The following is a 22996-nucleotide window of genomic DNA, read 5'->3' on the forward strand; positions in this document are numbered from 1 at the left end:
ATGAAGCAGAGTGACCGCGCTTACCTCACGAACTGGTCGACGAATCCGCCGCCGAGTCCGACCTTCTCGAAATGCGCGCGGCACATTTCGAGCTTCGTGAACACGTCCTCATAACCGGTGAAGTTGCCGTACGGATCGCAGTAGTACATGACGCCGTTCACCTGGAAGTAGGTGATCATTTCCTCGACGTCTTCGGGCACGTACAGCGTGTGCGTTTCGCCGGGCGGCTCGAACACGTAGCTGCCTTCGGTCGCGACCCAGTCGTGTTCGAGATAGCGCCATTTGCCCTTCAGCACCATCCCGTGCACCGCCTGCGGATGACGGTGACGACTCAGCACGCCGGACTTGCGCACGCGCAGCAGGTTCATCCAGTAGCCGGTCGACACGTTCAGGCACAGCGGGCGAAACCATACGTTGTCGGCTTGCGGGACCCACAGACGTTCGTCCGTTGGGATCGCGGATTCGACGACAATCTCGCGCAATGCTTCGGGGGGATTGGGGAGTTGGTAGGGCGTGAGTGCATCCGGCGCATTTGCGCCGGCGGAGGGAGCGGACATGGTGTCTCCTGATTTGTCCATATTGTGGATCGATAAATCAGATTATGGACAAATCGTCGAGCTTTGCGCGGCGCGTGTCAAGCACGCGCTCTTTACTGCCCGATCAGATTCTTCAACGCATCGCCGAGTCCCTTCACCGTTTCTCCCGCGCCCTTCGCGACACCTTCCACGCTGACGCCCAGCGTCTTTGCAAAACCGGTGCGCAGTTCGGTCATCAGGTTTTCGTTCAGCCGGAATTTCGGATCGCGCAGATTGCCGTCGAGCACGAAGTGCAGCGTGATGTCGTTACCGTGCGACTTGAGCGCCGCGACGGCGGCGCGCGTCGGGATCGACAGGAACGTGTCGAGCGGATCGCTGCTTTCCGCGAGCTGGAGTTTATGTAGCGTCAGCGTGCCGGGTGCGTGCAGCCGGTAGTCGCGCACCGTCGAATTCAGCGTGAGGTCGATGGTGCCGCCCGTGACCTGCGCTTTCGCGCCGGCCTTCTTCAGCAGATACGGATCGAGCGTCACGACGTCGACGCCGCGCAGCGACGTGGTCATCTGAGAATCCTTGCTCGCGATCTTGATCCATCCGTTGAGCGACACCTTGCCGGTGTGCTGCGGACCTTTGATCGATCCATTGACTGCCACGTTGGTCGGCTCAGTGAGCGCAGGCAGATGCAGATGATCGACCTGCGCGCCCGCGTCGCCGATGGTCACATGAAACGGCGGATTACTCACCGACTGATCGTAGAACTCGAACGTGCCGCGTTCGAACGAGATGTGGTCGATCAGCTTTTCGGCGGGCATGGAAGGCGTGGCTGCGCTCGCAGCTTGCGACGGCTGCGGTTCGCCCACGGTTTGACGCAGATTCGGCAACAGCCGCAATGCGCCATCCTTCGTGCGCAACGCGGTGAGGGTGAAGCCGCGAACGGTGATGTCGCGCAGATGCACGCGATGCGTGAGCAGATCGCCAATGTCGGGCGTGAGGACAATTTCGTCCGCGTGCAGCGGATCGGCGGGCCAGCCTTCGGGCGCCTTCAGCCGCACGTCGAACAGATGCACCGACGTGAAGCCGACATCGATCCGCCCCGCGCTGCCGAGCGGTCCGAGTGCCGCGACCACGCGCGCTTCGACTTCGCGTTGCACGAAGTGGAGCCCGACAAGCGCGGCTGCGGCGGTTACGACTACGACGCCCGCAACGGCGATGGCCACGCGTTTGCCGATCGACATCACCATGCCTGCCTCCTCGTTGCCGTGCTTTACGCGTCGAGCGTTGCTCGGCTTGTGGCGTTGCCCGGTGCGGCCGGGCCTATGCGGCGGCGCGTGCTTGTGCGCGATGCGCAGCACGCGGCGAATATAGTGCGGCGTTCCAGTGGTGTTACTGCGATACAGACGAGCAGAGAAACAAAGCCGCGTTACGGCGAGCGTGCGCGCAAGCGCCGTACCCGGCGGCGTATCGATAGAGACCTGCCGCCGGGCCGCGCACCGCGCCGCGTTACATCAGCGAGCGATCGGCTTGTAGCGCAGACGCTTCGGACGCGCCGCTTCTTCGCCGAGCCGTTTGATCTTGTCGGCTTCGTATTCCTGGTAGTTGCCGTCGAAGAACGTGATCTGCGAATCGCCTTCGAACGCGAGAATGTGCGTCGCGATCCGGTCGAGGAACCAGCGATCGTGCGAGATCACCATCACGGAGCCGGCGAATTCGAGCAGTGCGTCTTCGAGTGCGCGCAGCGTTTCGACGTCGAGATCGTTCGACGGTTCGTCGAGCAGCAGGACGTTGCCGCCCGCGATCAGCGTCTTCGCCAGATGCAGCCGGCCGCGCTCGCCGCCCGACAGGTTGCCGACGTTCTTCTGCTGGTCGCCGCCCTTGAAGTTGAAGCGGCCGATGTACGCACGCGACGGCGTTTCGTACTTGCCGACCGTCAGCACGTCGGCGCCGCCGGAGATTTCCTCGAACACGGTCTTCGAGCCGTCGAGTGCATCGCGGCTCTGATCGACATACGCGAGCTTCACGGTCGGGCCTTGCACGATCTCGCCCGAATCCGGCTGTTCCTTACCGGTCAGCATCCGGAACAGCGTCGACTTGCCGGCGCCGTTCGGTCCGATGATCCCGACGATCGCGCCCGCCGGAATCTTGAAGCTGACGTCGTCGAGCAGCAGACGGTCACCGTACGCCTTGCTCACGTTCTTGAATTCGATCACTTCATTGCCGAGGCGATCGCCGACCGGGATGAAGATTTCGAGCGTTTCGTTGCGCTTCTGGTAGTCCTGGCTGTTCAGTTCCTCGAAGCGCGCGATCCGTGCCTTCGATTTCGCCTGGCGTCCCTTCGGGTTCTGGCGCACCCACTCCAGTTCCTTCTTGATCGCCTTCTGACGCGCCGATTCCGACGACTCTTCCTGCTTCAGCCGCTCGTCCTTCTGGTCGAGCCAGCTGCTGTAGTTACCCTTCCACGGAATGCCGTGGCCGCGGTCGAGTTCGAGAATCCATTCGGCTGCGTTGTCGAGGAAGTAGCGATCGTGGGTCACGGCGACGACGGTGCCAGGAAAGCGCGTGAGGAACTGTTCGAGCCACTCGACCGATTCCGCGTCCAGGTGGTTGGTCGGCTCATCCAGCAGCAGCATGTCGGGCTTTTCGAGCAGCAGCTTGCACAGTGCGACGCGACGCTTTTCGCCGCCCGACAGATTTTCGATCTTCGCGTCCCATGCCGGCAGACGCAGCGCGTCGGCGGCGATTTCGATCTGCTGCTCGGCGCTGCCGTCGGCAGTGGCCAGGATCGCTTCATACTTCGCCTGCTCGGCGGCGAGCGCGTCGAAGTCGGCGTCCGGCTCTGCGTACGCCGCGTAGATTTCGTCGAGCTTCTTCTGCGCGCCGAACACTTCGCCGAGACCTTCCTCGACGGCTTCGCGCACGGTCTTCTGCGGATCGAGCTGCGGTTCCTGCGGCAGATAGCCGATGTTCAGGTTCGGCATCGGCGTCGCTTCGCCTTCGATGTCCTTGTCGACGCCCGCCATGATGCGGATCAGCGTCGACTTGCCCGAGCCGTTCAGGCCGAGCAGACCGATCTTCGCGCCGGGGAAGAACGACAGCGAGATGTCTTTGAGGATCTGGCGCTTGGGCGGCACGATCTTGCCGACCCGGTTCATGGTGAAGACGTATTGGGCCATTTGCTTGCAATAGGACGTTGGCGACGCCGGCCGCATGAGGACCGGCAATCGGGGGTGAATGGGAAATCGGTACAGGCCCGCGGTGCAGGCCGGGCAGGGCGCCCGGCACCGGCGCGTCGCTGGGCTTGAGACTGCCCCCGCGCGCGGGCGGATGGTTCAGGTGGCATTGTACTTCGCCGCGACGGGCGACAGCGAGCGGGGCGGCGTAGCGGCTCGCGCAGATCTACAGCCAGTCCGCGACACCGCCGTGCCGTGAGCAAGTGCCGCTGCGATGGCGGCTAAAACTATAGGTGCCGTCGCGGCAGCGCGCGGTCGCGCTTTGCGGAACCTGTCCGGACAGCGAGCGCGCCGGCGCATGCACGGTGTCGCCGTCGTGATTCCGGTAGGTGTTGTGATTGCTGAGATTGCCTTCGTCGGCGTTCGTGCCGGGTGCGACGTACGCGAATGCCGGCGACACGCTCAATAGAAACGCGACGGTGAACGCCGCGCACGGACGGATCAATCTGAGTGCGATGGGTCGTCTCATGGTTTCTCGATCGTGCGCGTCGCCGCGTAGTCCCGGCTCGCGTCAGTTCGCCCGCTGCCCACTCGCCGGATCGAAGAAATGCAGATGCCGCGCAGGCAGCGCAACCTGCAGTGCTTCGCCCGCTGCGGGCCGGTGCGTGTGCGGCAGCCGCGCGGTGACATCGTGCACGCCCCAGCGCCCATGCGCGAGATTATCCGCGCCGAGCAGTTCGCACGAATCGACGGTGAGCGTCGCATGCGCCGCGTCGGGCAAACCCGGCGTCATGTGCTCGGGACGGATGCCGACGATCCACTCGCGCCCAGCCGTCACTTCGCGACCGATCGACGGTGCACCCGCGATCGGCAGCGAAGGACCACCGTCCGCGATCTCGAACGTCGAGCCGTCGGCGGACACGCGGCCGTGCAGCAGATTCATCCCCGGCGAGCCGATGAAGCTCGCGACGAACACCGTCGCGGGCCGCTCGTAGACGTCGGTCGGCGAGCCGATCTGTTCGGCGTGGCCCTTGTTCATCACGATCACGCGCTGCGCGAGCGTCATCGCTTCGACCTGGTCGTGCGTGACGTACAGGCTCGTCGTCGCGAGGCGCGCATGTAGTCGCTGGATTTCGAGCCGCATCTGCACGCGCAGCCGCGCGTCGAGATTCGACAGCGGCTCGTCGAACAGAAACACCGCCGGTTCGCGCACGATCGCGCGACCCATCGCAACGCGCTGCCGCTGACCGCCCGACAATTCGCGCGGCTTGCGTTCGAGCAGTGGCCCGAGTTCGAGAATCTTCGCGGCCGCATCGACGCGCTGCGCGATCATGGCGGGCGCAGTGCCCGCGATCTTCAGCGCGTAGCCCATGTTCTGCGCGACGCTCATGTGCGGATACAGCGCGTAGTTCTGGAACACCATCGCGATGTTCCGGTCTTTCGGTTCGAGCCGGTTCACGACCGTGCCGCCGATCGAGATCTCGCCGTCGGAGATGCTCTCGAGCCCGGCGACCATCCGCAGCAGCGTCGACTTGCCGCAACCCGACGGACCCACCATCACGACGAACTCGCCGTCGCGGATGTCCACATCGATCCCGTGCAGCACGAACTGTTTGCCGTCGTAGGTCTTCTTGACAGCCTTGAGCGTCAGCGCAGCCATTCCACCCGCCTTTCAGTGCAGAGGCGGCCGGCTCGATCCGAGCGGCCGCGTGTTGTGTTCATTGAGGTATTCACTGCTTCGGCCCGCTCACTTTTCCGCATCGACGAGCCCGCGCACGAACCAGCGCTGCATCGTCAGCACGACCGCGAGCGGCGGCAACATCGCGAGCAGCGTTGCGGTCATCACCAGATGCCATTCCGTCGCGGTGTCGCCGGACGCGATCATGCTCTTGATCCCGACGACCGCCGTCGTCAGCGACTGCTGGCTCGTGATCAAAATCGGCCACAGATACTGGTTCCAGCCGTAGATGAAGGTGATCACGAACAGCGCGGCGACGTTCGTCTTCGACAGCGGCATCACGATGTCCCACAGGAATCGCAGCGGCCCCGCGCCGTCGATGCGCGCGGCCTCCATCAATTCGTCGGGCAGCGTCATGAAGAACTGGCGGAACAGGAACGTCGCGGTTGCGGATGCGATCAGCGGCAGCGTGAGCCCTGCGTACGTGTTGCTCAGATGCATCGACGATACGACCTGCACCGTCGGGAAGATGCGCACCTCGACCGGCAGCATCAGCGTGATGAAGATCAGCCAGAACGCCGTATTGCGAAACGGGAAACGGAAGAACACGATCGCGTACGCCGACAGCATCGAGACCGCGATCTTGCAGACCGCGATGACGAGCGCCATCACGAGGCTGTTGAACAGCATCCGGCCGAACGGCGCGGCCGCGTTGCCGCTGCCCTGCGACCACACGGTCGCAACGTTCTCGAACAGATGCGTGCTCGGGATCAGCGACAGCGGCACGGTGAACACTTCATGCTCACTCATCGTGGCCGCGCAGAACGCGACGTACACGGGAAACACCACCAGCACGACGCCGATCAGCAGCACCGCGTGGCAGAAGATATCGAAACCGCGTCGATTTTCGATCATGAGTATTGAACCCTCCGCTCGACGAAACGGAACTGCACGACCGTCAGCCCGACGACGATCACCATCAGCACGACCGACTGCGCGCCCGAGCTGCCGATGTCGAGCCCCTGGAAGCCTTCCGCGAAAATCTTGTAGATCAGCGTGCGGGTCGCCTGAGCGGGACCGCCGCCGGTGGCTGCATCGATGACCGGGAACGTGTCGAAGAACGCGTAGACCAGATTCACGACGAGCAGGAAGAAGCTGGTCGGCGACAGCAGCGGCAGCGCGATGCCGAAGAAGCGCCGCACCGGACCGGCACCGTCGATCGCAGCGGCTTCGATCAGCGAACGCGGAATCGCCTGCAGGCCCGCGTAGAAGAACAGGAAGTTGTAGCTGACCTGCTTCCACACCGACGCGAGCACGACGAGGAACATCGCCTGCCCCGCGTTCAGCGCGTGATTCCACACGATGCCGTACTTCGCGAGCGCATACGTGACGAGTCCGATGCTCGGATTGAACAGGAACGACCACAGCACGGCCGCGATCGCGGGCGCGACTGCGTACGGCCAGATCAGCAGCGTCTGGTACGCCTTCGCGCCGCGCGTCACGCGGTCCGCGCAGGCCGCGAGCAGCAGCGAGATCACGAGACCGGACACCGTGACGAGCGTGCAGAAAATGAGCGTCGTCCACATCGACGACAGATACAGCGGATCGGCGAACAGCTGGCGGAAGTTCGCCAGCCCGACGAATTCGCTCGACGTGCCGAACGCGTCCTGGGTCTGCGTCGATTGCCATAGCGCGGCGCCGGCGGGCCACAGGAAGAAAACCAGCGTGATCGCGAGCTGAGGGCCGACGAGCAGATAGGGCAGGACGCCTGAGCCGAAGCGGGAGCGTTTATCCATCGAATTTTCCTGCTGGAGTGAAACGTGATGCGGAACGACGAAGCGGCCGCGTGGGTAAAACCACGGCCGCTTCGTCATGCTTCTCTGCTTTTACAACCGGTACGACAACCGTATTAGCTGCCTGCCTTCTCGAAACGACGCAGCAGTTCGTTGCCACGCGACACCGCCGAGTCGAGCGCTTGCTGCGGCGACTTCTTCTCCGCCCAGACCTGTTCGAGTTCTTCGTCGATGATCGTGCGGATCTGCGGCATGTTGCCGAGACGCAGGCCCTTCGTGAACGGCAGCGGCGGTTTGTTCAGCATCTGCTTGATTGCCGTGTCGCTGCCCGGGTTCTTTTCATAGAAGCCCTGTTGCTGCGTCAGCTCATACGCGGCCTTCGTGACCGGCAGATAGCCCGTGTCCTGGTGCCACTTCGCGGCGACGGCCGGCGAGCTCAGGTACGCGAGGAACTTCGCGACGCCCTTGTACGTGGCCGGATCCTTGCCCGACAGCACCCACAGGCTCGCGCCACCGATGATCGCGTTCTGCGGCGCACCCTTCACGTTCGCGTCGTACGGCATCATGCCGGTGCCGAAGTTGAACTTCGCGTACTTCTTGATCGTCGCGAGCGAGCCCGACGAGTTCGTGATGATCCCGCAGTCGCCGCTATAGAACTTCGACACCGGTTCGTCCTTGCGGCCGACGTACGAGAACGTGCCTTCCTTCGCCATCTTCTGCAGGAACTGGATGTGCGCGACCTGCAACGGCTTGTTGAATTCGAGCACCGCGTCGGTGCCGTCGAAGCCGTTGTTCTCCGACGCGAACGGCGCACCGTGCCACGCACTGTAGTTCTCGAGCTGGATCCAGCTCTGCCAGCCCGACGAGTAGCCGCACGACATCCCCGATGCCTTCAGCTTCTGTGCGTCCTGTTCGAGTTCGGCCCACGTCTTCGGCGGCTTGTTCGGATCGAGCCCGGCCTTCTTGAACGCGTCCTTGTTGTAGTACAGCACCGGCGTCGAGCTGTTGAACGGCATCGAGATCAGCTCGTTGGTCTTCGCGTCGCTGTAGTAGCTGGCGATGGTCGGCACGAACGCTTTTTCGTCGAGCGGCACGCCGGCCTGCTTGAACACGTCGGAGACCGGAATGACGGCCTTCTTCGCCTGGATCATCGTGGCGGTGCCGACTTCGTACACCTGCAGGATCGCGGGCGCGTTACCGCTGCGGTACGCGGCGATGCCGGCGGCGAGCGTCTGGTCGTAATTGCCCTTGTAGACCGGAACGATCTTGTAGTCGCTTTGCGACGCGTTGAACGCGTTCGCGATGTCGTTCAGGCGTTCGCCCAGTGCGGCTTCCATCCCGTGCCAGAACTGGATTTCGGTTGCGGCCTGCGCGTGCTGGGCGACGCCCAGGGCGAGCACGGCAGCAACGGACAGCGAACGGATCAGGGGTTTTCCAATCATCGATGGGTCTCCTTCGATACTTGCGTGTGAGCGCCTCTCGGGCGGATGCGCGATTCTAATTCGGGTCGATGACAATAAAATGCTGGAGTCCTGCGGATCGACCGGCACAGATTCTTTCGCTGTATTGCACGGTTGATCGCACATCTACGCCGGTTGCAACCGGCTTTGCAGGCCCATAAAAGGCGCAATGTATCACTGGTTTTGCCGAACCCTGCATCGGCGGAAACGCGGATTGCGCTGTGGCCTTCGACAAAGCGCCATGCTGGTGCAACGCCGCTGTCGCGTCCTCCCGCCACCCCGCCGGTATATCCCAAAAATATGGAACGACGTCCAAAAATATATTGGACGTTCCTTTCAGTCTGCTTTATGTTCAACCACCCTCGACTGCCGGATGCCGGGCGTTGGGGTTTCGCCTCAGGCTGCGGGCAGCACCGCTCGCTGCAACGACAAGAAATTCATAGATTCCTGGAGACGGATTCAGATGAAAAAACCACTTCTCGTATTCACCGCACTCAGCACGTTCGCAGGTGTCGCGCATGCACAAAGCAGCGTGACGCTGTATGGCCTGATCGATACCGGGCTTAGCTACGTCAACCACAGCGCGACCGCGACCGGCTCGGGCAAGCGCTTCAAATACGACGACGGCGTCGCGCAAGGCACGCGTTGGGGCATGCGCGGTTCCGAGGATCTCGGCAACGGATACAGCGCGGTCTTCGTGCTCGAAAACGGCTTCAACACCGGCACCGGCGCGCTGAACCAGGGCGGCGCGGAGTTCGGTCGCCAGGCGTTTGTTGGGTTGTCGTCGAAGTCGGTCGGCGCGGTGACGTTCGGCCGCCAGTATTCGCTATCGACCGACGTGCTCGGCAACCAGTATTCGGCCGGCACGAACAACATGGCCGGCAACTACGCGTATCACATCAACGACGTCGACCAGCTGGTCAACAGCCGGATCAACAACTCGGTGAAGTTCGCATCGGTGGACTTTTCGGGTTTCAAATTCGGCGCGTTGTACGGCTTCTCGAATCAGGCGGGCGCGTTCGCCGGGTCGGCGCCGGTCGGCTCGACGGGGTCGTCGCGCACGTACAGCTTCGGGCTCAACTATGCAGCAGGCAGCCTGTCGGTCGGCGCAGCCTATACGGACATTTCGTATCCGACAGCCGCCGCACCGAGCATCCTGACGACGATCTCGAACGTCAATGCGGGCGGCACCGGTGGTGGCAAGGATCTGCGCACGTTCGGCATCGGTGCGCGCTATCTGTTCGGCCCGCTGGCCGTGTTCGGGCTCTATACGAATACGCGCATCGAAGCGCTGAACGGCGCAGCGACGGACTTCGACGCGTACGACATCGGCGCGCGCTACAACTTCACGCCAGCGTTGACGGGCAGCCTCGCGTATACGTACGAGAACATGCACAACGCGAACAGCGGCCACTGGAACCAGGTCGACGCGAGTCTCGATTACGCGCTGTCGAAGCGTACCGATGTCTATGTGGTCGGCGTGTTCCAGAAGGCAGCGGGACGCAACGGCGCAACGGACGTGCAGGCGCAGATCGGGTCGAGCACGGCGTTCTTCGGTCCGTCGGGTGCGGGGACGACGAATCAGCTGGCCGCTCGTGTCGGTATCCGGCACAAGTTCTGATTTTGTTCTGCCGGTTCTGCCGGTTTGCGGAAAAGAAATGCCGGGCCGGGTTCGACAGACCCGGCCCGGCATTTTTTATTTCGCGTTCGCGTTCGCGCTCTCGATGCTGTCGGCACTCCAGCCGCCGCCCATCGCCTGATAAAGCTGCACGCGCGAACTCAGCGCGTTCGCGCGAATCTGCACGACGCTCAGCTGTGCGGAGAGCAGACCGCGCTGCGCATCGAGTTGATCGAGATAGGTCGTGTAGCCTTCGCGATAACGGTTGGTCGCGATGCGCAGCGTTTCGACCAGCGTGTCGCGCTGCGCTTTGACCAAGGTCAGTTGCTCGTCGTAGTGCTGCGCCGACGCGAGCGCGTCTTCGACTTCACGAAAGGCCGTCAGTACCGTACCGCGATAGGCGAACGCCGCTTCGTCGCGTTGCGCGCCTGCCTTGTCGGCTTCGGCGGTCAGCTTGCCGCCTTCGAACAGTGGCGCGAGCAGACTGCCGCCCAGTGACCAGATCGTGATCGGATCGATCTGCGCAGTCGAAAACGATCGACCCAGCGCGGTCGACAGACGCACCTGCGGCAGGAAGTTTTTCCGCGCGACGAGCAGCGATTTGTCCGCGGCCGCGAGCTGATACTCGGCCGCTGCGATATCGGGCCGACGACGCAGCAGGTTCGACGGCAGGCCTGCGGGAATGCCGGGCTCGGTCAACGCATCGAAGACGGCGCCGCGTTCGATCGCCGACGGTGTTTCGTCGGTGAGCAGGCTCAACGCATTTTCGGCTTTCGCGATTGCCAGTTCAGTGCTGGGAATCAGTTGTTCGGTCGACTCGTACTCGGCCTGCGCCTGCTGTAGTTCCAGCTTCGACGAATAGCCCTGGTCGAATTGCCGTTTCGCGAGGCGCAGCGAATCGGCGCGCGCGGCGAGCGTTTCGTGGGCAATTTTCAGTTGCGCATCGAGACTGAGCAGTGTGATGTAGCCGCTCGCGGTCGCACCGGCAATCGATAGCCGCGTCGCGTCGCGTGCCGCTTCGCTGGCGAGATACGCATCGCGTGCCGCCGACTGTTGATCGGACAGCCGGCCAAACAGATCCACTTCCCACGCTGCTTCGACTTCGAACTGTCCGCCGCTTTGGAAAAGCTGCGTCCCAAAGCCGCTGACGCTGCTCGAGCGCAACGCACCGGCGTTCGCATCGAGCGTCGGCAGCAGTGCGGAGCGTGCCAGTTGCACGTTGGCACGCGCCGCGCGCACGCGACTCACAGCGACGTTGATATCGGTGTTGTTCGCGAGCGCCTTCTCGACCAGCGCGGTCATCGCCGGATCGCCGAATTGCCGCCACCATGCGGTATCGAGCGGCGTCGTCGGTCCGGCATCGGTGCGCCACGTTGCGGGCGGCGCGACGGCGGGCACCGTCGCGGTTTTTACCGGCGGCCCGGAGCAGGCCGCAAGCAGCAGCGCGACGGCGAGAAGAGAGACGGAGCGGTTCACGGGCTTCACTGTTGTTTACCGCCGTGTGTATCGATCGAGGTTTCGACCGACATCCCCGGCCGCAACCGCTGCGCCAGTTCCTGCCCCGGGTCCACGTTGATCCGCACGGCAATCCGCTGCGCGACCTTGACGAAATTTCCGGTCGCATTGTCGGAGCGGATCGCCGCGAATTCCGATCCGGTCGCTGGCGCGATTTCTTCGACGTGGCCGCGCAGTTTCGCACCGCCGAGCGCATCGACTTCGAACGTCGCCGCCTGGCCGACGCGCATGTGGTGGGTCTGCGCTTCCTTATAGTTCGCGACGATCCACACGCTGTGCGGAACCAGCGACATCAGCTGCGTACCGGCCGTGACGTAAGCACCGTTGCGCACGCCGACTTCGGACAGCTGCCCATCGACCGGTGCACGGATGACCGTGTGCCCCAGGTCGATCTGCGCGCTGAGCAACGCGGCCTGATTCGCATCGATCGCGGCCTGCAGACCCGGACGCGCGACGAGCACCGTGCGCACATCTTCCGAACCGATCGCGCGACTCGCGAGCGCCTGCTGCAACGACGCCTGCGCGGCGAGCAGCGCCTCGCGCGCCTGGTCGTGTTCGCGCTTCGACAGCGAGCCGTCCTTGACCAGCGCGTCGGCGCGTCGCATGTCCGCCTCGGTGCGCGCGAGTTGTGCGCGGGCGCTCGCGATATTCGCTTCCTGGCCCTGGATCGCGATTTCGCGCGAGCGCTGCGACTGCGTGGAATTCGCGAAGGTCGCGCGCTGCGCGGCGAGGTTCGCTTCGGCCTGCATGACCCGCGCGCGATAGGTGCTGTCGTCGATCGTCACGAGCACCTGGCCGGTCTTCACCTCGGCGAAGTCGCTGACCGGCACGCTCGTCACGTAGCCGCTCACCTGCGGACTGATCGTCGTCACGAATCCGCGCACATACGCGTTGTCGGTTTTTTCGGGGAGACCGGAGAACGGCGGCAGTCGCCACGCGTACAGCACGACGAGGATCGCGACGATCGCGAGCACGACGATCGCGATGATGGTCGTGAGATTTTTCTCGGGCGGGCGCCAGCCGTGCGGCGCGCCGAGCGGGTCGGCAGCGGGGGTAGCAGATGCAGCGGGCCCGGGAGTGGCCTTCGACGGCCCGGTGTTCTGTGTGTTCATCGAGTCGCTTACCTTTTACCTGTTTCCGACGTTACTTTCGTGGCTGGCCTGTGCCGCGAGCGCAGCCTGGGCGGCCTGAGCCTGCATGACTTTTTGTTGAAGCGCGACGATCGGCGAAAGCTCGTTGTTCCGCCGTACCGACCAGCGAATCGCGTAGCCCCACAACAGCGTGAGCACTGCGAGTACGCCGACCAGCAGGAACACGTCGTTATACGCGAGGATATTGGCCTCGCGTGTCACGGTCTGCGCGAAACGGGCCATGCCGGCGGCATGAATGCGCGCGGCGATGACGGGATTGGCGAGATCGATCGACTGCACGAGTTCGTTCGAATGGAAACGCTCGCGGATGATCTGGAACGTGCCGAGCAACGCGGTGCCGATCTGCCCGCCGACGCTCTGGCTGATGTTGAACAGCACCACGAACGTGACGAAATGCTGGCCGCCCGCGAGCAGCACCTGCGCCATCCCGATCACCATCGCGCGGCCGAGGAACAGCAGCGACGCGAACCCGATCAGCGCCTGGCTGAAGTAGAAGTTTTCCGGTCGCGTGAGGTTGGTCGCGCCGGCATCGAGGAACGCGCCGACGGCGATCAGCAGCACCGCGAGCCGGACCGCCGATGCGGGATTGTCCGGTCTGAATGTCAACACGCTGACTGCGATGCCGGCAATCGACGCCGAGAGGATGATCAGGTTCAGCGTGATCATCTGGTCGTTGAGCATGCCGAAGAGCGTCAGCAATCCGACCGAGCCGAACGCCTGCTCGGACAGCAGAATGCGGATCGTGGCGGCCACCAGAATCACCCGCATCATCTCTCGTCTGGTGAGCCAGCGGGTGTTGATCAGCGGGTTTGCGCGCCGATGTTCGACCAGCATCCCCGCGGTGACCAGCGCGATGCCGGCGGCTAGCGACCAGCCCATCCATGCACGCTCCATCCACCATTCGATGCGTCCTTCGGACACCACCGCGACCACCAGCGCGAGACCGGGGGCGAGCAGCGCGAAGGTGAGGAAATCGAGTGGCTCGAAGACCTTGACCCGATCGCTGCGCGGTAACGGCAGCAGCATCACTGCGGTAAGCGACGCGAGCGCCAGCGCGAACTCGAACCAGTAGAGCATGTGCCAGTCGCCGGTATTCAGCAGGCCAGGCGACAGCACGCGCGCGAGCGGCACGGCGAGCTGCGGAATGCTGATGCCGATCATGATGCCGTGCAGCTTTTTCGGCGGGAGCATCGATTGCAGCAGATAGTTGATCGCGAGTGTCGTCAAACCGGCTGCGGATACCGCGCTGATCGCGCGCACCGCGACCGCCATCCAGAAACTCTCGACGAACAGATGCAGCAGATTGATCAGCGCATACGCGACGAGCGTGCCGCGGATAAAACGCTGCAGGCCGAATTGCTGCCGATACTTCACCAGCAGCAGATTCACCGACACGTACACCATGAAATACGCGGCACTCAGCCAGTTGGCTTCGTCGCTGAAGAGGCCGAGCGTGCCCTGCGCGAAGTTCAGGTTCACCACGACCAGCGCGTTGCCCAGGCCTTGGGTGATACCGAGCAGACAACCTATCGCGAAATACCCGGCGCGACGTGCGCCCGGATGCTCGGGATTGTAGGGAGAGCCGGGCAGCGATGGCCGCTCGCTCGGCTTGAAGACGTACTCGATCGGCTCTGACATGAAGTGGGGGGACTCCGCTTGGGACACGACCCGCTCTGCAAGCAAACCGGGATAGCTTTTCTGAACCATTAGACGAAACATCGTCGTCGGTTGTGACATGGTTGCGGCGGCGTACCTCGCGCCAAAGCATACTATCGGGCGGTTGGTTTAACCACACGCATGTCGCGATGAAGGTCGGACTCGACCCGATGCAAAATCTACGCAAGATCGAGCGGGATGGGGCGGGTGTATTGACGTGTCGAAATATCGACGTGCGATGGTGTCGAAGTCCGTAGTCATTTTCAAATGGCGATTATGCGTGAGCGTTCGACTACGGAAATTCTCTGGAAAAAGCTGAAGCGTTAAAAAAGAAAACGGCGTGACACTTCGGGATTTAAACAGCTCGATAAAACCGCGCTAATTGAAACCGCGAAGTTCGCAAATTGCCAGGTGCCGGGCAATCGAATCGCAGTTGACAACCTAAAAATGGCTTGCTCCAATCGTGCCGGCGATTTGCCCATTTAAAAAATAATCCAGAAATCGAGCCACAACGGCTCACGAGACAAGAACATCACGGCGTCATCTTTCCGGTATCCCGTACGGCGGCATATTTGTCGTCGGCGATATCGTGCTTTCGGTTTTCGGAATTGCAGCAGCAGATTTTATTCAATGCGAAATGCATAAACGCGTCGGCTTGGGCTGGCGTATCCGATTGATTTGGCTTTCTGTGTCTATCCATAAACATGGTACGAACACATTTAACGCCTTCAGAAAGTGAAAGTACGGCCGGTGCGTTTGATATTGCCGATCCGGCAACGTCGACGCATTACGAGGTGCAGATACTCGGCCATTATGCGAGGCCCGTTCGGCGCATCGAGCCGATCGCGGATGCGCGGACGTTGACACTGACGGCCGCGCTCGCCGCGATCGAAACCTGTGCGCGACTCGATCGCTATTTGCCGGTGATCGTCGACAGTCGTCAACGGCGCGATACCGCGCCCGGCATCGCGCATTGGACCGGGTGGCCGGAGTCGCTGAACTTCGCGTCGCGCGATCGTGCGCTGCGGCTGCTCGATGCCGCGCGCAGCAGCGACGTCCCCGATCGCGCGATGCAGGTCGATCTGATCAGTCGTCCCGTCGAACTGAATGCGGGACGCGCAGCGGTGCGCATTCTGTGCCGGCTTGGCGAAGAGATGCTGTCGGTGATCGCCGTCTGCGCAGAGGACGATCCGTGGGCGCAGGCGTGCGACGCGGTCGCCGAACTGTATGCCGAAATCCTGCACGAACTGCTGACCGATCCCGACGCAACGCCTGCCACCGCGCGCGGTCTCGGCTCCGCTTCGTTCGAGAGCGTGGTCGGTGCGCTTGCAGGCGAAGCGCGCGACCACGGTGCGTGGCGCGCGATTCCGCAGATGATTGAAGACAGCGTGGATGCGCATCCGGCGCGCCCCGCGTTTTGCTTCGACGGCCGCTGGCTCACCTACGCGGAATTCGATCGCCGGGCGAATGCATTTGCCGCCCAGCTTGCCGCGCGCGGCGTGACGAAAGGCGCGATCGTGCCGGTGCTGCTCGCGAACAGTCTTGAAATGCCGGTCGCGTATCACGCACTGATGAAGCTCGGCGCCGCGTTCGTGCCGCTCGATCACGCGTGGCCGGTCGAACGCCTCGTGCAGGCACTGGAAGAACTGTCGAGCGACGTGGTCGTCTGCGCAAACGCGGACGACTTGCCCGAGACATTTCGCGCCGGCGCGCTCGCGATCGACATCGACCGGCTCGAACCGCAGCGTACGCGGCCCGACGTCGCGATCGAACCGGACGATGCGATCTACGGAATCTTCACGTCGGGCACGACGGGTCGCGCGAAGTGCGCGCTGAATCTGCACGGCGGCCTCGCGAATCGCTTTCGCTTCATGTCGCGCTATTTCGATCGGGTGGCGGGTGAGCGCGCGTGCATTCTGCAAAACAGCCGGCACACGTTCGACTCGTCGGTGTGGCAACTGTTCTGGCCGCTGACGACCGGCGCGAAGGTCGTGATTCCGAAGCAGGGCGCGTTCCTCGATCTCGAGACGACGGTCGACACGGTCGCGCGCTACGGCGTCACGATGACCGACTTCGTGCCGAGCGTGTTCAACCAGATCGTCGCGCTCGCCGAACACGACGACCAGGTGTGCGCGAAGCTGTCGACGCTCGCGGAACTAATCGTCGGCGGCGAGGAAATTACGCCGCCGATGGTTCACAAGATGCGCGCGCTGTTGCCGCATCTGCGGATCACGAATGCGTACGGTCCGACGGAGACGTCGATCGGCATGGTCTTTCATCCGGCCGAAGCGGCGGACGGCATGTCGATTCCGATCGGCCGCCCGATCGACAATTGCTACGTCGTGATCGTCGATCCTGAACTGCGGCCGTTGCCGCCGGGCGCGTGCGGCGAGCTGCTGATCGGCGGGATCTGCGTCGGCGCTGGTTACGTCGGACGACCCGAACTCACCGCGCGCGTCTTCATCGACAACCCGTTCCCGACGATTCCCGGCGCGAAGCTCTACCGGACCGGCGACCTCGGCTGTTTCGACAGTCATGGCGAACTGCGTTTCGTCGGCCGCAAGGATTTTCAGGTGAAAGTGGGCGGCGTGCGGATCGAACTCGGCGAGATCGAGGCGGCTGCGGAGCGTTGTCCGCATGTGCATCACGCGAAGGCGTTCGTCGCGGGCGAGCGCAGCGCGCGGTCGATCGCGCTCTTCGTGACCGGCACGGCGGATCTCGACCGCGCGACGGTCGAGCGTCATCTGCGCGGCGTGCTGCCGCGTGCGTCGCTGCCGCGGCATTACTTCGTGCTCGCGTCGATGCCGCTCGCGGAAAGCGGGAAGGTGAATCGCAAGGTTCTGCAGCAACAGCTCGACGACTATCTCGCCGACACCGATCGTCAGGTGCTGCACGCGGTGCCCGTCGCCGACGACGATGTGACCGCGCGCGTGCTCGCCGTGTTCGCCGCGCAGTTGCGTTGCGCGGACCTCGGTGTCGACGACGATTTCTTCGAAGCGGGCGGGGATTCGCTCAACGCGCTTGCGACTGCGATCGAGCTTGAACGGCTGTTCGGGCTGCGCTTCAGCGTCAGCGATCTGCTCGCGCATCCGAGTGCGGCGAAGGCTGGGGTGTATATCGAGCAGCGGCTGGGTGGTGGCGGCGCGGACGAGCCAGACGAATCTGAGGCGGCATTGATGGAGCGCGATGCGCATGTCTTCGCGAGCGCACTGCAGGCGACGCAGCACGGCACATCGGCGGCTGCGGACGCTGGGCTCCGCAATCGCATCGAGCATGCAGGGCGCGCATCGAACGCATCGAGCACGTCGAACGCACAGCACGCACCGCGCAGCTTGCTACTCACAGGCGGCACCGGTTTCATCGGCAGCTATCTCGCGAAGTCACTGCTGGATCGCGACGACGATCTTGAGGTCGTGGTGCTTCTGCGCGCGGACGGCGATCCGCAGCGCCGGCTGATCGAATGCTTCAATGAAAAGCACCTGTGGGACGAGCGCTATGCGGGCCGGCTTCACGCAGTCGCAGGCGATCTCGCAGCAACAGGACTAGGCCTGGACGCCCCGGACCGCGACGCACTCGCCGCACGCTTCGACGCGATCGTCCACTGCGGCGCGCTCGTCAATTTCGCCTACGACTATCGTGCGCATCGCGCGTCGAACGTACTCGCGACACAGCAGTTGCTGCGCCTGTCGTTCGAACATCACGAGAAGCCGTTCTTCTTCGTGTCGACGCTCGGCGCGTTCGAACAGGAAGCCGCGCAACGCGCAGCGCTACTCGACGAAGCGTTAGACCCTCACCATACGATCGTTCCGCGTTCCGGCTACAGCCGCTCGAAGTGGGTTGCCGAACGGATGTTGCTCGACGCGCGCGCAAGCGGTTTGCCGGTCACCGTGTTCCGGCTCGGCGAGGTGATGCCGTCGAGCGGCGGCGTGAGTTGCGTGCCGAATCCGCGCGCGCTCACGCATTTCCTGTTGACGGCGATGGCGCAGTTGAACGCGAGACCCGCAGTGCCGATGCGTTCGGACTGGTCGCCGGTCGACTATGTCGCGTCGCGCGTGGCGTCGGCGGTCTTCGATGCCGACACGTGGGGTCGTGCGTATCACGTCTTCCATCCACGCAGCGTGCGTTTCGACGACGCGTTTTCTCACACCGGCACTGCGCTCGATACGCTGTCGTGCACGCAATGGCTCGCCGCGCTCGATGCATGCATCGCGCAGCATGGATCGCACGAACTGAGTTTGCTGCGCAGACTGCTGCCGTCCACGCCAACCGACGAGGCCACGCTCGCCGCGACGTTCTCGTCGCTGCTGACGAACAATCCTGGTCTTTTCGACAGAGCTGGCTGCGATGCGCTCGAACGCACGCACGGTCTCGCGGACGTCGATCTGGATCACGCGATCGCGCGATATGGCCGTCAGTTGCTCGGCGCGGGTTGATATACATCATCAAGCGAAGTCACAAGCGAGGAGCCGCAATGCATTACCGAAGAATGGGACGTCTAGGCTGGCAGGTCAGCGAGGTCGGCTACGGCATGTGGGGCATTGCCGGCGGCCCCGGCAACTTCACCGGCGCGAACTACGACACCGCGCCCCACTGTCTCGATGCGGCAGTCGAAGCCGGTTGCAATTTCTTCGACACCGCATGGGTCTACGGACGCGGTATCAGCGAAGAGATGCTGGGACGCGTGCTGCGCTCGCATCCGGATCGCCGGCTGTACGTCGCGACGAAGATTCCGCCGAAGAACCGCGAGTGGCCGCCGCGCGCTCACGACACGCTCGACGACGTCTTTCCGGCTGCACACATTCGCGAGTACACGCAGCGCAGTCTCGAGAATCTCGGCGTCGACCGGATCGATCTGATGCAGTTCCATGTGTGGGACGACCGCTGGGCTCACGACGAATCGTGGCAGCGCACGATGAGCGATCTGCGTGCCGAAGGGCTGATCGAAGGCATCGGGATCAGCGTGAATCGCTGGGAGCCGGCCAACTGCGTGAAGGCGATTGAAACCGGGCTCATCGACGTGATCCAGGTGATCTACAACATCTTCGATCAGGCGCCCGAAGACGAACTGTTCCGCGTCGCGCAGGAACGCGATATCGGGATCATCGCGCGCGTGCCGTTCGACGAAGGCGGCCTGACCGGCACGCTGACGCGCACCAGCACCTTCCCTCCCGAAGACTGGCGCAGCACCTATTTCGGTCCCGAGAATCTCGGGCCGACGGTCGAGCGTGCCGACGCGTTGAAGCGCATCGTGCCCGACGGCTCGACGCTGCCGGAACTCGCGCTACGTTTCATTCTTCATCATCCGGCGGTGTCGACGGTGATCCCCGGCATGCGACAGCTCGCGAACGTGCGCGCGAACATGGGCGTGAGCGATGCGCCGCCGTTGTCGCCCGAGCTGCTGGCGGAGTTGCGCCGGCATCGCTGGGATCGCTTGCCGACTGCGTGGTCGCAATGAATGCAGCCGTTCACAGGAGATAACGCGTGAGCAAGATCATCGCGATGTGGGCGCATCAGCGTGCGATGTCGACGGCGTTCCTGCGCATGATGCTGGAGCGCGGCGACGTGACCGTGATCCACGAGCCGCTGGTCACGCTGATCGATACCGGACGCGTGAGCGTGCCGGACGTCGACGGCTCGACGATCGAAGTGGACTCGGAAGCCGCGCTGTTCGCGCAGATGCGCGTGCTCGCGCAGACGCGTCCGGTGTTCTTCAAGGACACCGTCGAGCATCGTTATCGCTATCTGTTCGAGCATCCCGAGGCGATCGCCGATTTCGAGCACACGTTCATCGTGCGCGAGCCGCATAGGACGATCAGCTCGCTGTATCACATGAAGCCCACGATCACGTGTCCCGAGGTGGGCTACGAGCATCTGTTCGAGATCTTCGAACTGATCAGCAGCTTGAAGACTTCGCCGCCGCTGGTGATCGACGCGGAACGGCTCATCGCCGACCCGCGAACCGTCGTCGCGCGCTGGTGCCGCGAGACCGGTCTGCCGTTCCTCGACCACGCGCTCACCTGGCAGCCCGAGGATCGTCCCGAATGGCAGCGCACGCGGCAGTGGCATACGGGCGTATCGCAAAGCTCGGGATTCAGCGCGCAGCAGCACGACTACGAGGTGACGGTCGACAACCATCCGATGCTCAAGCAGTACTTCGATCACCACCGTCCGTTTTACGAGCAGCTGGTTCGCCATGCGATCCGCTGAACCGTCTTCCGCAACGCGTTTCGTGCTTTTCATTCTTCAACCCGGTTTCCGCTTTTTCTCCTTATAGCGAGGCGAACTCATGTCAGGCAATTCATCCGCGGTCGATGCAGCAGCGCAACTTTCGTCGGGCGAGACGTTTGCCCGCGCGTTCGTCGCGAACGGCCGGAACACCGAGGTTCATTTCGATTACACGATCACCGAGGCGTTCAAGCCGACCCAGGACCGGCCGCGTCTGATGGTGAGCCAGCTGTTTCGCAAGCGCCGCATCGATGCGCCGACGAGCCGCTTCTGGTCCGAGAGCCGGCCGCCCGCAGGCCAGACCGGCGATGTCTTCGAAGGGAAGCTGCGTCAGGAGGCGACATTCCGCTTCGGTACGAGCGAGGCCGAGGTGCGACCGATCTCCGCGTGGGTGCAGCTTCCCGAAGCGCTCTTCGGCGACGAGCGGGCGATCGCGGAGTTCATCGACTACCGTCTGCTGGTGCGCCTCGCGACCGCCGAGAACCAGGCGTTGACGCTCGGCCCCAATGGGCTCTTGAACTATCCCGGCGTGACGCAGCTCAAGTATTCGGGCAGCTACGTCGACGGCGTGCTGGCCGCGTGCAACGAGATCGAGCAGAACGGCGCGACCGCGCACGCGATGATCGTCAACTCGGTCGACTACTATCATCAGATGCTCGGCAAGGGCAGCCTCCTCGCCGACCTCAAGGCGAATGGCACGATCATCGTGCGGACGCGGATGGTCGCGCCGGGCTGTGCGCTCGTCGGTGATTTCGCGGTGGCGGCGCGTTTGCTGCATACGGGCAAGTCGGTGATCCGCGTCGGTACGCCGCCGACCGGCACGTTCGCGAGCGATGGTTTGGCTGTATGCGCGGAAATCTACGAAGGACTCGCCGTGCATCTGCCGACGCACTTCTTCCACGCTATGCCGGGCTAACGGCGCCGCGCGCGTGCGGCAGTGACCGGTCAACACCAGTCTTTCATCAAGGAACAGGGAGCGGCGATGGACGAGCGCATTGAGGGGGGCGTCAAGACATCGGGATGGCGGTTCTACGGGACTTACATGCCGCTTTTTCTCGGCCTGTTCTGTTGTCACTTCGGGATCGGCGCGACGCTTTCCGTGCTGCCGTTCTACGTGAAAGACAGGATGGGCGGCAGCGACGTCAGCGTCGGAACGGTGATTGCCGCGATCGCGGTGGCCGTGGTGATCACGCGGCCGATCGCCGGGCGGCTGTCCGACCGGATCGGTCACAAGACGCTGATGATGATCGGCGCCGTGCTCTGCGCGCTCGCGGGCGCGTGCTATGCGATCGCGTCGAATCTGGACCTGCTGGTTGCGGTCAGGGTGCTGCACGGCGTCGGCGAAGGTGCGGTGTTCACGGCGGGCGCGACTTGGCTCGTCGCGATTGCGCCGGCCGAGCGGCGCGGCAAGATCGTCGGCCTGTACGGCGTCAGCATGTGGACGGGCGTGACGCTCGGGGCGCTTGCCGGCGCGACGCTGATGAAGGCGTTCGATTTCGGTCCGGTCTGGGCGGTCTGCACGGTGATGCCGGTGATCGGCGTGCTGTTGATGTCGCGCAAGTCGGCACCCGCGCGGGTCCGCGCCGCGAGAAAGGCCGCACTGTTTCCCGCGACCGCGTTCGTGCCGGGTGTCGCGCTCGCTTGTGCGTCGATGGGATATGCGGCACTCGCGTCGTTCGTGTCGCTGCACATGGCAAAGCGCGGTATCGACAACGGCATTCTGGCGTTCAACGTGTTCGGCTTCGCGTATGTCGGGTCGCGGCTGTTTCTCGGTCATCTGCCCGACAAGCTCGGACCGTACCGCGTCGCGCTCGGCGCCGCGCTCGTCGAGGCGTGCGGACTGGTGCTGGTAGGCATTGCGCCGTCGCTGGCGGTCGCGGTGGTCGGCGGGTTCACGATGGGGCTGGGACTGTCGCTGCTTTATCCGTCGCTGGCGCTCGTCGTGATCCGCAACACCGACTCGTCGCAGCACGGTGCCGCGCTCGGGATGTTCACGTCGTTCTGGGATCTCGGTGTGGCCGCGGGCGGTATCGTTGCGGGCTTCGTCGCGAGTCGTACCGGCTATCCGGCGATCTATGTCGTGATGCTGGTGTTCGCGGTTGTGTCGGCGGGTCTCGTGCCGCTTGCGGCGTTGCGTCGCACGGCGACAGTCTCGCAACCCTGAACCCACGCGGAGTGTCTGGAGAATTCATCAATGAGT

The 22996-nt window shown here is 63.6% G+C and carries 17 protein-coding genes; 6 read left to right on the forward strand and 11 right to left on the reverse strand.

All coding sequences use genetic code 11. The annotated features are described in order from the left end of the window. Positions 1-20 precede the first annotated feature (20 nt). The 8 genes from E1748_RS31025 to ugpB all read right to left on the reverse strand — a co-directional run bounded on the left by E1748_RS31025 (position 21) and on the right by ugpB (position 8613). Positions 21-557: a 2,4'-dihydroxyacetophenone dioxygenase family protein gene (locus tag E1748_RS31025; protein ID WP_133651131.1), complete on the reverse strand. Its 537-nt coding sequence runs from the start codon at positions 555-557 to the stop codon at positions 21-23. Positions 558-649: 92 nt separating this feature from the next. After that, positions 650-1774, reverse strand: a complete 1125-nt coding sequence (locus E1748_RS31030) for a DUF748 domain-containing protein (RefSeq protein ID WP_133651132.1) — start codon at positions 1772-1774, stop codon at positions 650-652. Positions 1775-2038: 264 nt separating this feature from the next. After that, positions 2039-3703 carry an energy-dependent translational throttle protein EttA gene (ettA, locus tag E1748_RS31035; RefSeq protein ID WP_133651133.1) on the reverse strand — a complete coding sequence of 555 codons (1665 nt, stop codon included), beginning with the start codon at positions 3701-3703 and terminating at the stop codon, positions 2039-2041. A gap of 223 nt (positions 3704-3926) precedes the next feature. Next, on the reverse strand, positions 3927-4229 hold the full coding sequence (locus E1748_RS31040; protein WP_133651134.1) for a DUF3761 domain-containing protein: 303 nt from the start codon (positions 4227-4229) through the stop codon (positions 3927-3929). 42 nt (positions 4230-4271) lie between these two features. Further along, complete coding sequence (locus tag E1748_RS31045; protein ID WP_133651135.1) at positions 4272-5360, reverse strand: sn-glycerol-3-phosphate import ATP-binding protein UgpC; 1089 nt, start codon at positions 5358-5360, stop codon at positions 4272-4274. A gap of 87 nt (positions 5361-5447) precedes the next feature. Beyond that, entirely contained in the window at positions 5448-6293 is an 846-nt protein-coding gene (gene ugpE, locus E1748_RS31050) for a sn-glycerol-3-phosphate ABC transporter permease UgpE (protein ID WP_133651136.1), read from the reverse strand. Next, a complete protein-coding gene (gene ugpA, locus E1748_RS31055) occupies positions 6290-7174 on the reverse strand; it encodes a sn-glycerol-3-phosphate ABC transporter permease UgpA (protein WP_133651137.1) in 885 nt (294 codons plus the stop codon). Before ugpA ends, ugpE begins: the two co-directional genes overlap by 4 nt. Before the next feature lie 113 nt (positions 7175-7287). Further along, a complete protein-coding gene (gene ugpB / locus E1748_RS31060) occupies positions 7288-8613 on the reverse strand; it encodes a sn-glycerol-3-phosphate ABC transporter substrate-binding protein UgpB (RefSeq protein WP_133651138.1) in 1326 nt (441 codons plus the stop codon). A 481-nt stretch (positions 8614-9094) separates the two neighbouring features. On the opposite strand from ugpB, the gene E1748_RS31065 reads away from it, so the two are divergent. After that, the gene (locus E1748_RS31065) at positions 9095-10252 is read left to right on the forward strand and encodes a porin (protein ID WP_133651139.1); all 1158 of its coding nucleotides are present in this window, start codon (positions 9095-9097) and stop codon (positions 10250-10252) included. Between the two features lie 75 nt (positions 10253-10327). On the opposite strand, the gene E1748_RS31070 is transcribed toward E1748_RS31065, so the two are convergent. From E1748_RS31070 to E1748_RS31080, 3 genes are read right to left on the reverse strand one after another with little or no spacing between them, the layout of a single operon-like run. Then, on the reverse strand, positions 10328-11725 hold the full coding sequence (locus E1748_RS31070) for an efflux transporter outer membrane subunit (protein ID WP_133651140.1): 1398 nt from the start codon (positions 11723-11725) through the stop codon (positions 10328-10330). A 5-nt stretch (positions 11726-11730) separates the two neighbouring features. Further along, positions 11731-12876 (reverse strand): HlyD family secretion protein, encoded by a 1146-nt coding sequence (locus E1748_RS31075; RefSeq protein ID WP_133651141.1) that lies wholly within the window; start codon positions 12874-12876, stop codon positions 11731-11733. Positions 12877-12891: 15 nt separating this feature from the next. After that, the gene (locus tag E1748_RS31080; protein ID WP_133651142.1) at positions 12892-14553 is read right to left on the reverse strand and encodes an efflux MFS transporter permease; all 1662 of its coding nucleotides are present in this window, start codon (positions 14551-14553) and stop codon (positions 12892-12894) included. Between the two features lie 878 nt (positions 14554-15431). Here E1748_RS31080 and E1748_RS31085 point away from each other — a divergent pair. From E1748_RS31085 to E1748_RS31105, 5 genes are all read left to right on the forward strand, one after another. Next, positions 15432-19004 carry a non-ribosomal peptide synthetase gene (locus tag E1748_RS31085; RefSeq protein ID WP_166653664.1) on the forward strand — a complete coding sequence of 1191 codons (3573 nt, stop codon included), beginning with the start codon at positions 15432-15434 and terminating at the stop codon, positions 19002-19004. A 38-nt stretch (positions 19005-19042) separates the two neighbouring features. After that, entirely contained in the window at positions 19043-20026 is a 984-nt protein-coding gene (locus tag E1748_RS31090) for an aldo/keto reductase (protein WP_133651144.1), read from the forward strand. A 26-nt stretch (positions 20027-20052) separates the two neighbouring features. Next, entirely contained in the window at positions 20053-20778 is a 726-nt protein-coding gene (locus tag E1748_RS31095; RefSeq protein WP_133651145.1) for a sulfotransferase-like domain-containing protein, read from the forward strand. A gap of 79 nt (positions 20779-20857) precedes the next feature. Then, positions 20858-21712, forward strand: coding sequence for a family 3 encapsulin nanocompartment shell protein (locus E1748_RS31100; protein ID WP_133651146.1), 855 nt, complete (start codon positions 20858-20860; stop codon positions 21710-21712). A 66-nt stretch (positions 21713-21778) separates the two neighbouring features. Beyond that, positions 21779-22960, forward strand: coding sequence for an MFS transporter (locus E1748_RS31105; protein ID WP_133651147.1), 1182 nt, complete (start codon positions 21779-21781; stop codon positions 22958-22960). Positions 22961-22996 lie beyond the last annotated feature (36 nt).

It is taken from the genome of Paraburkholderia flava (assembly GCF_004359985.1).
Classification (GTDB): domain Bacteria; phylum Pseudomonadota; class Gammaproteobacteria; order Burkholderiales; family Burkholderiaceae; genus Paraburkholderia; species Paraburkholderia flava.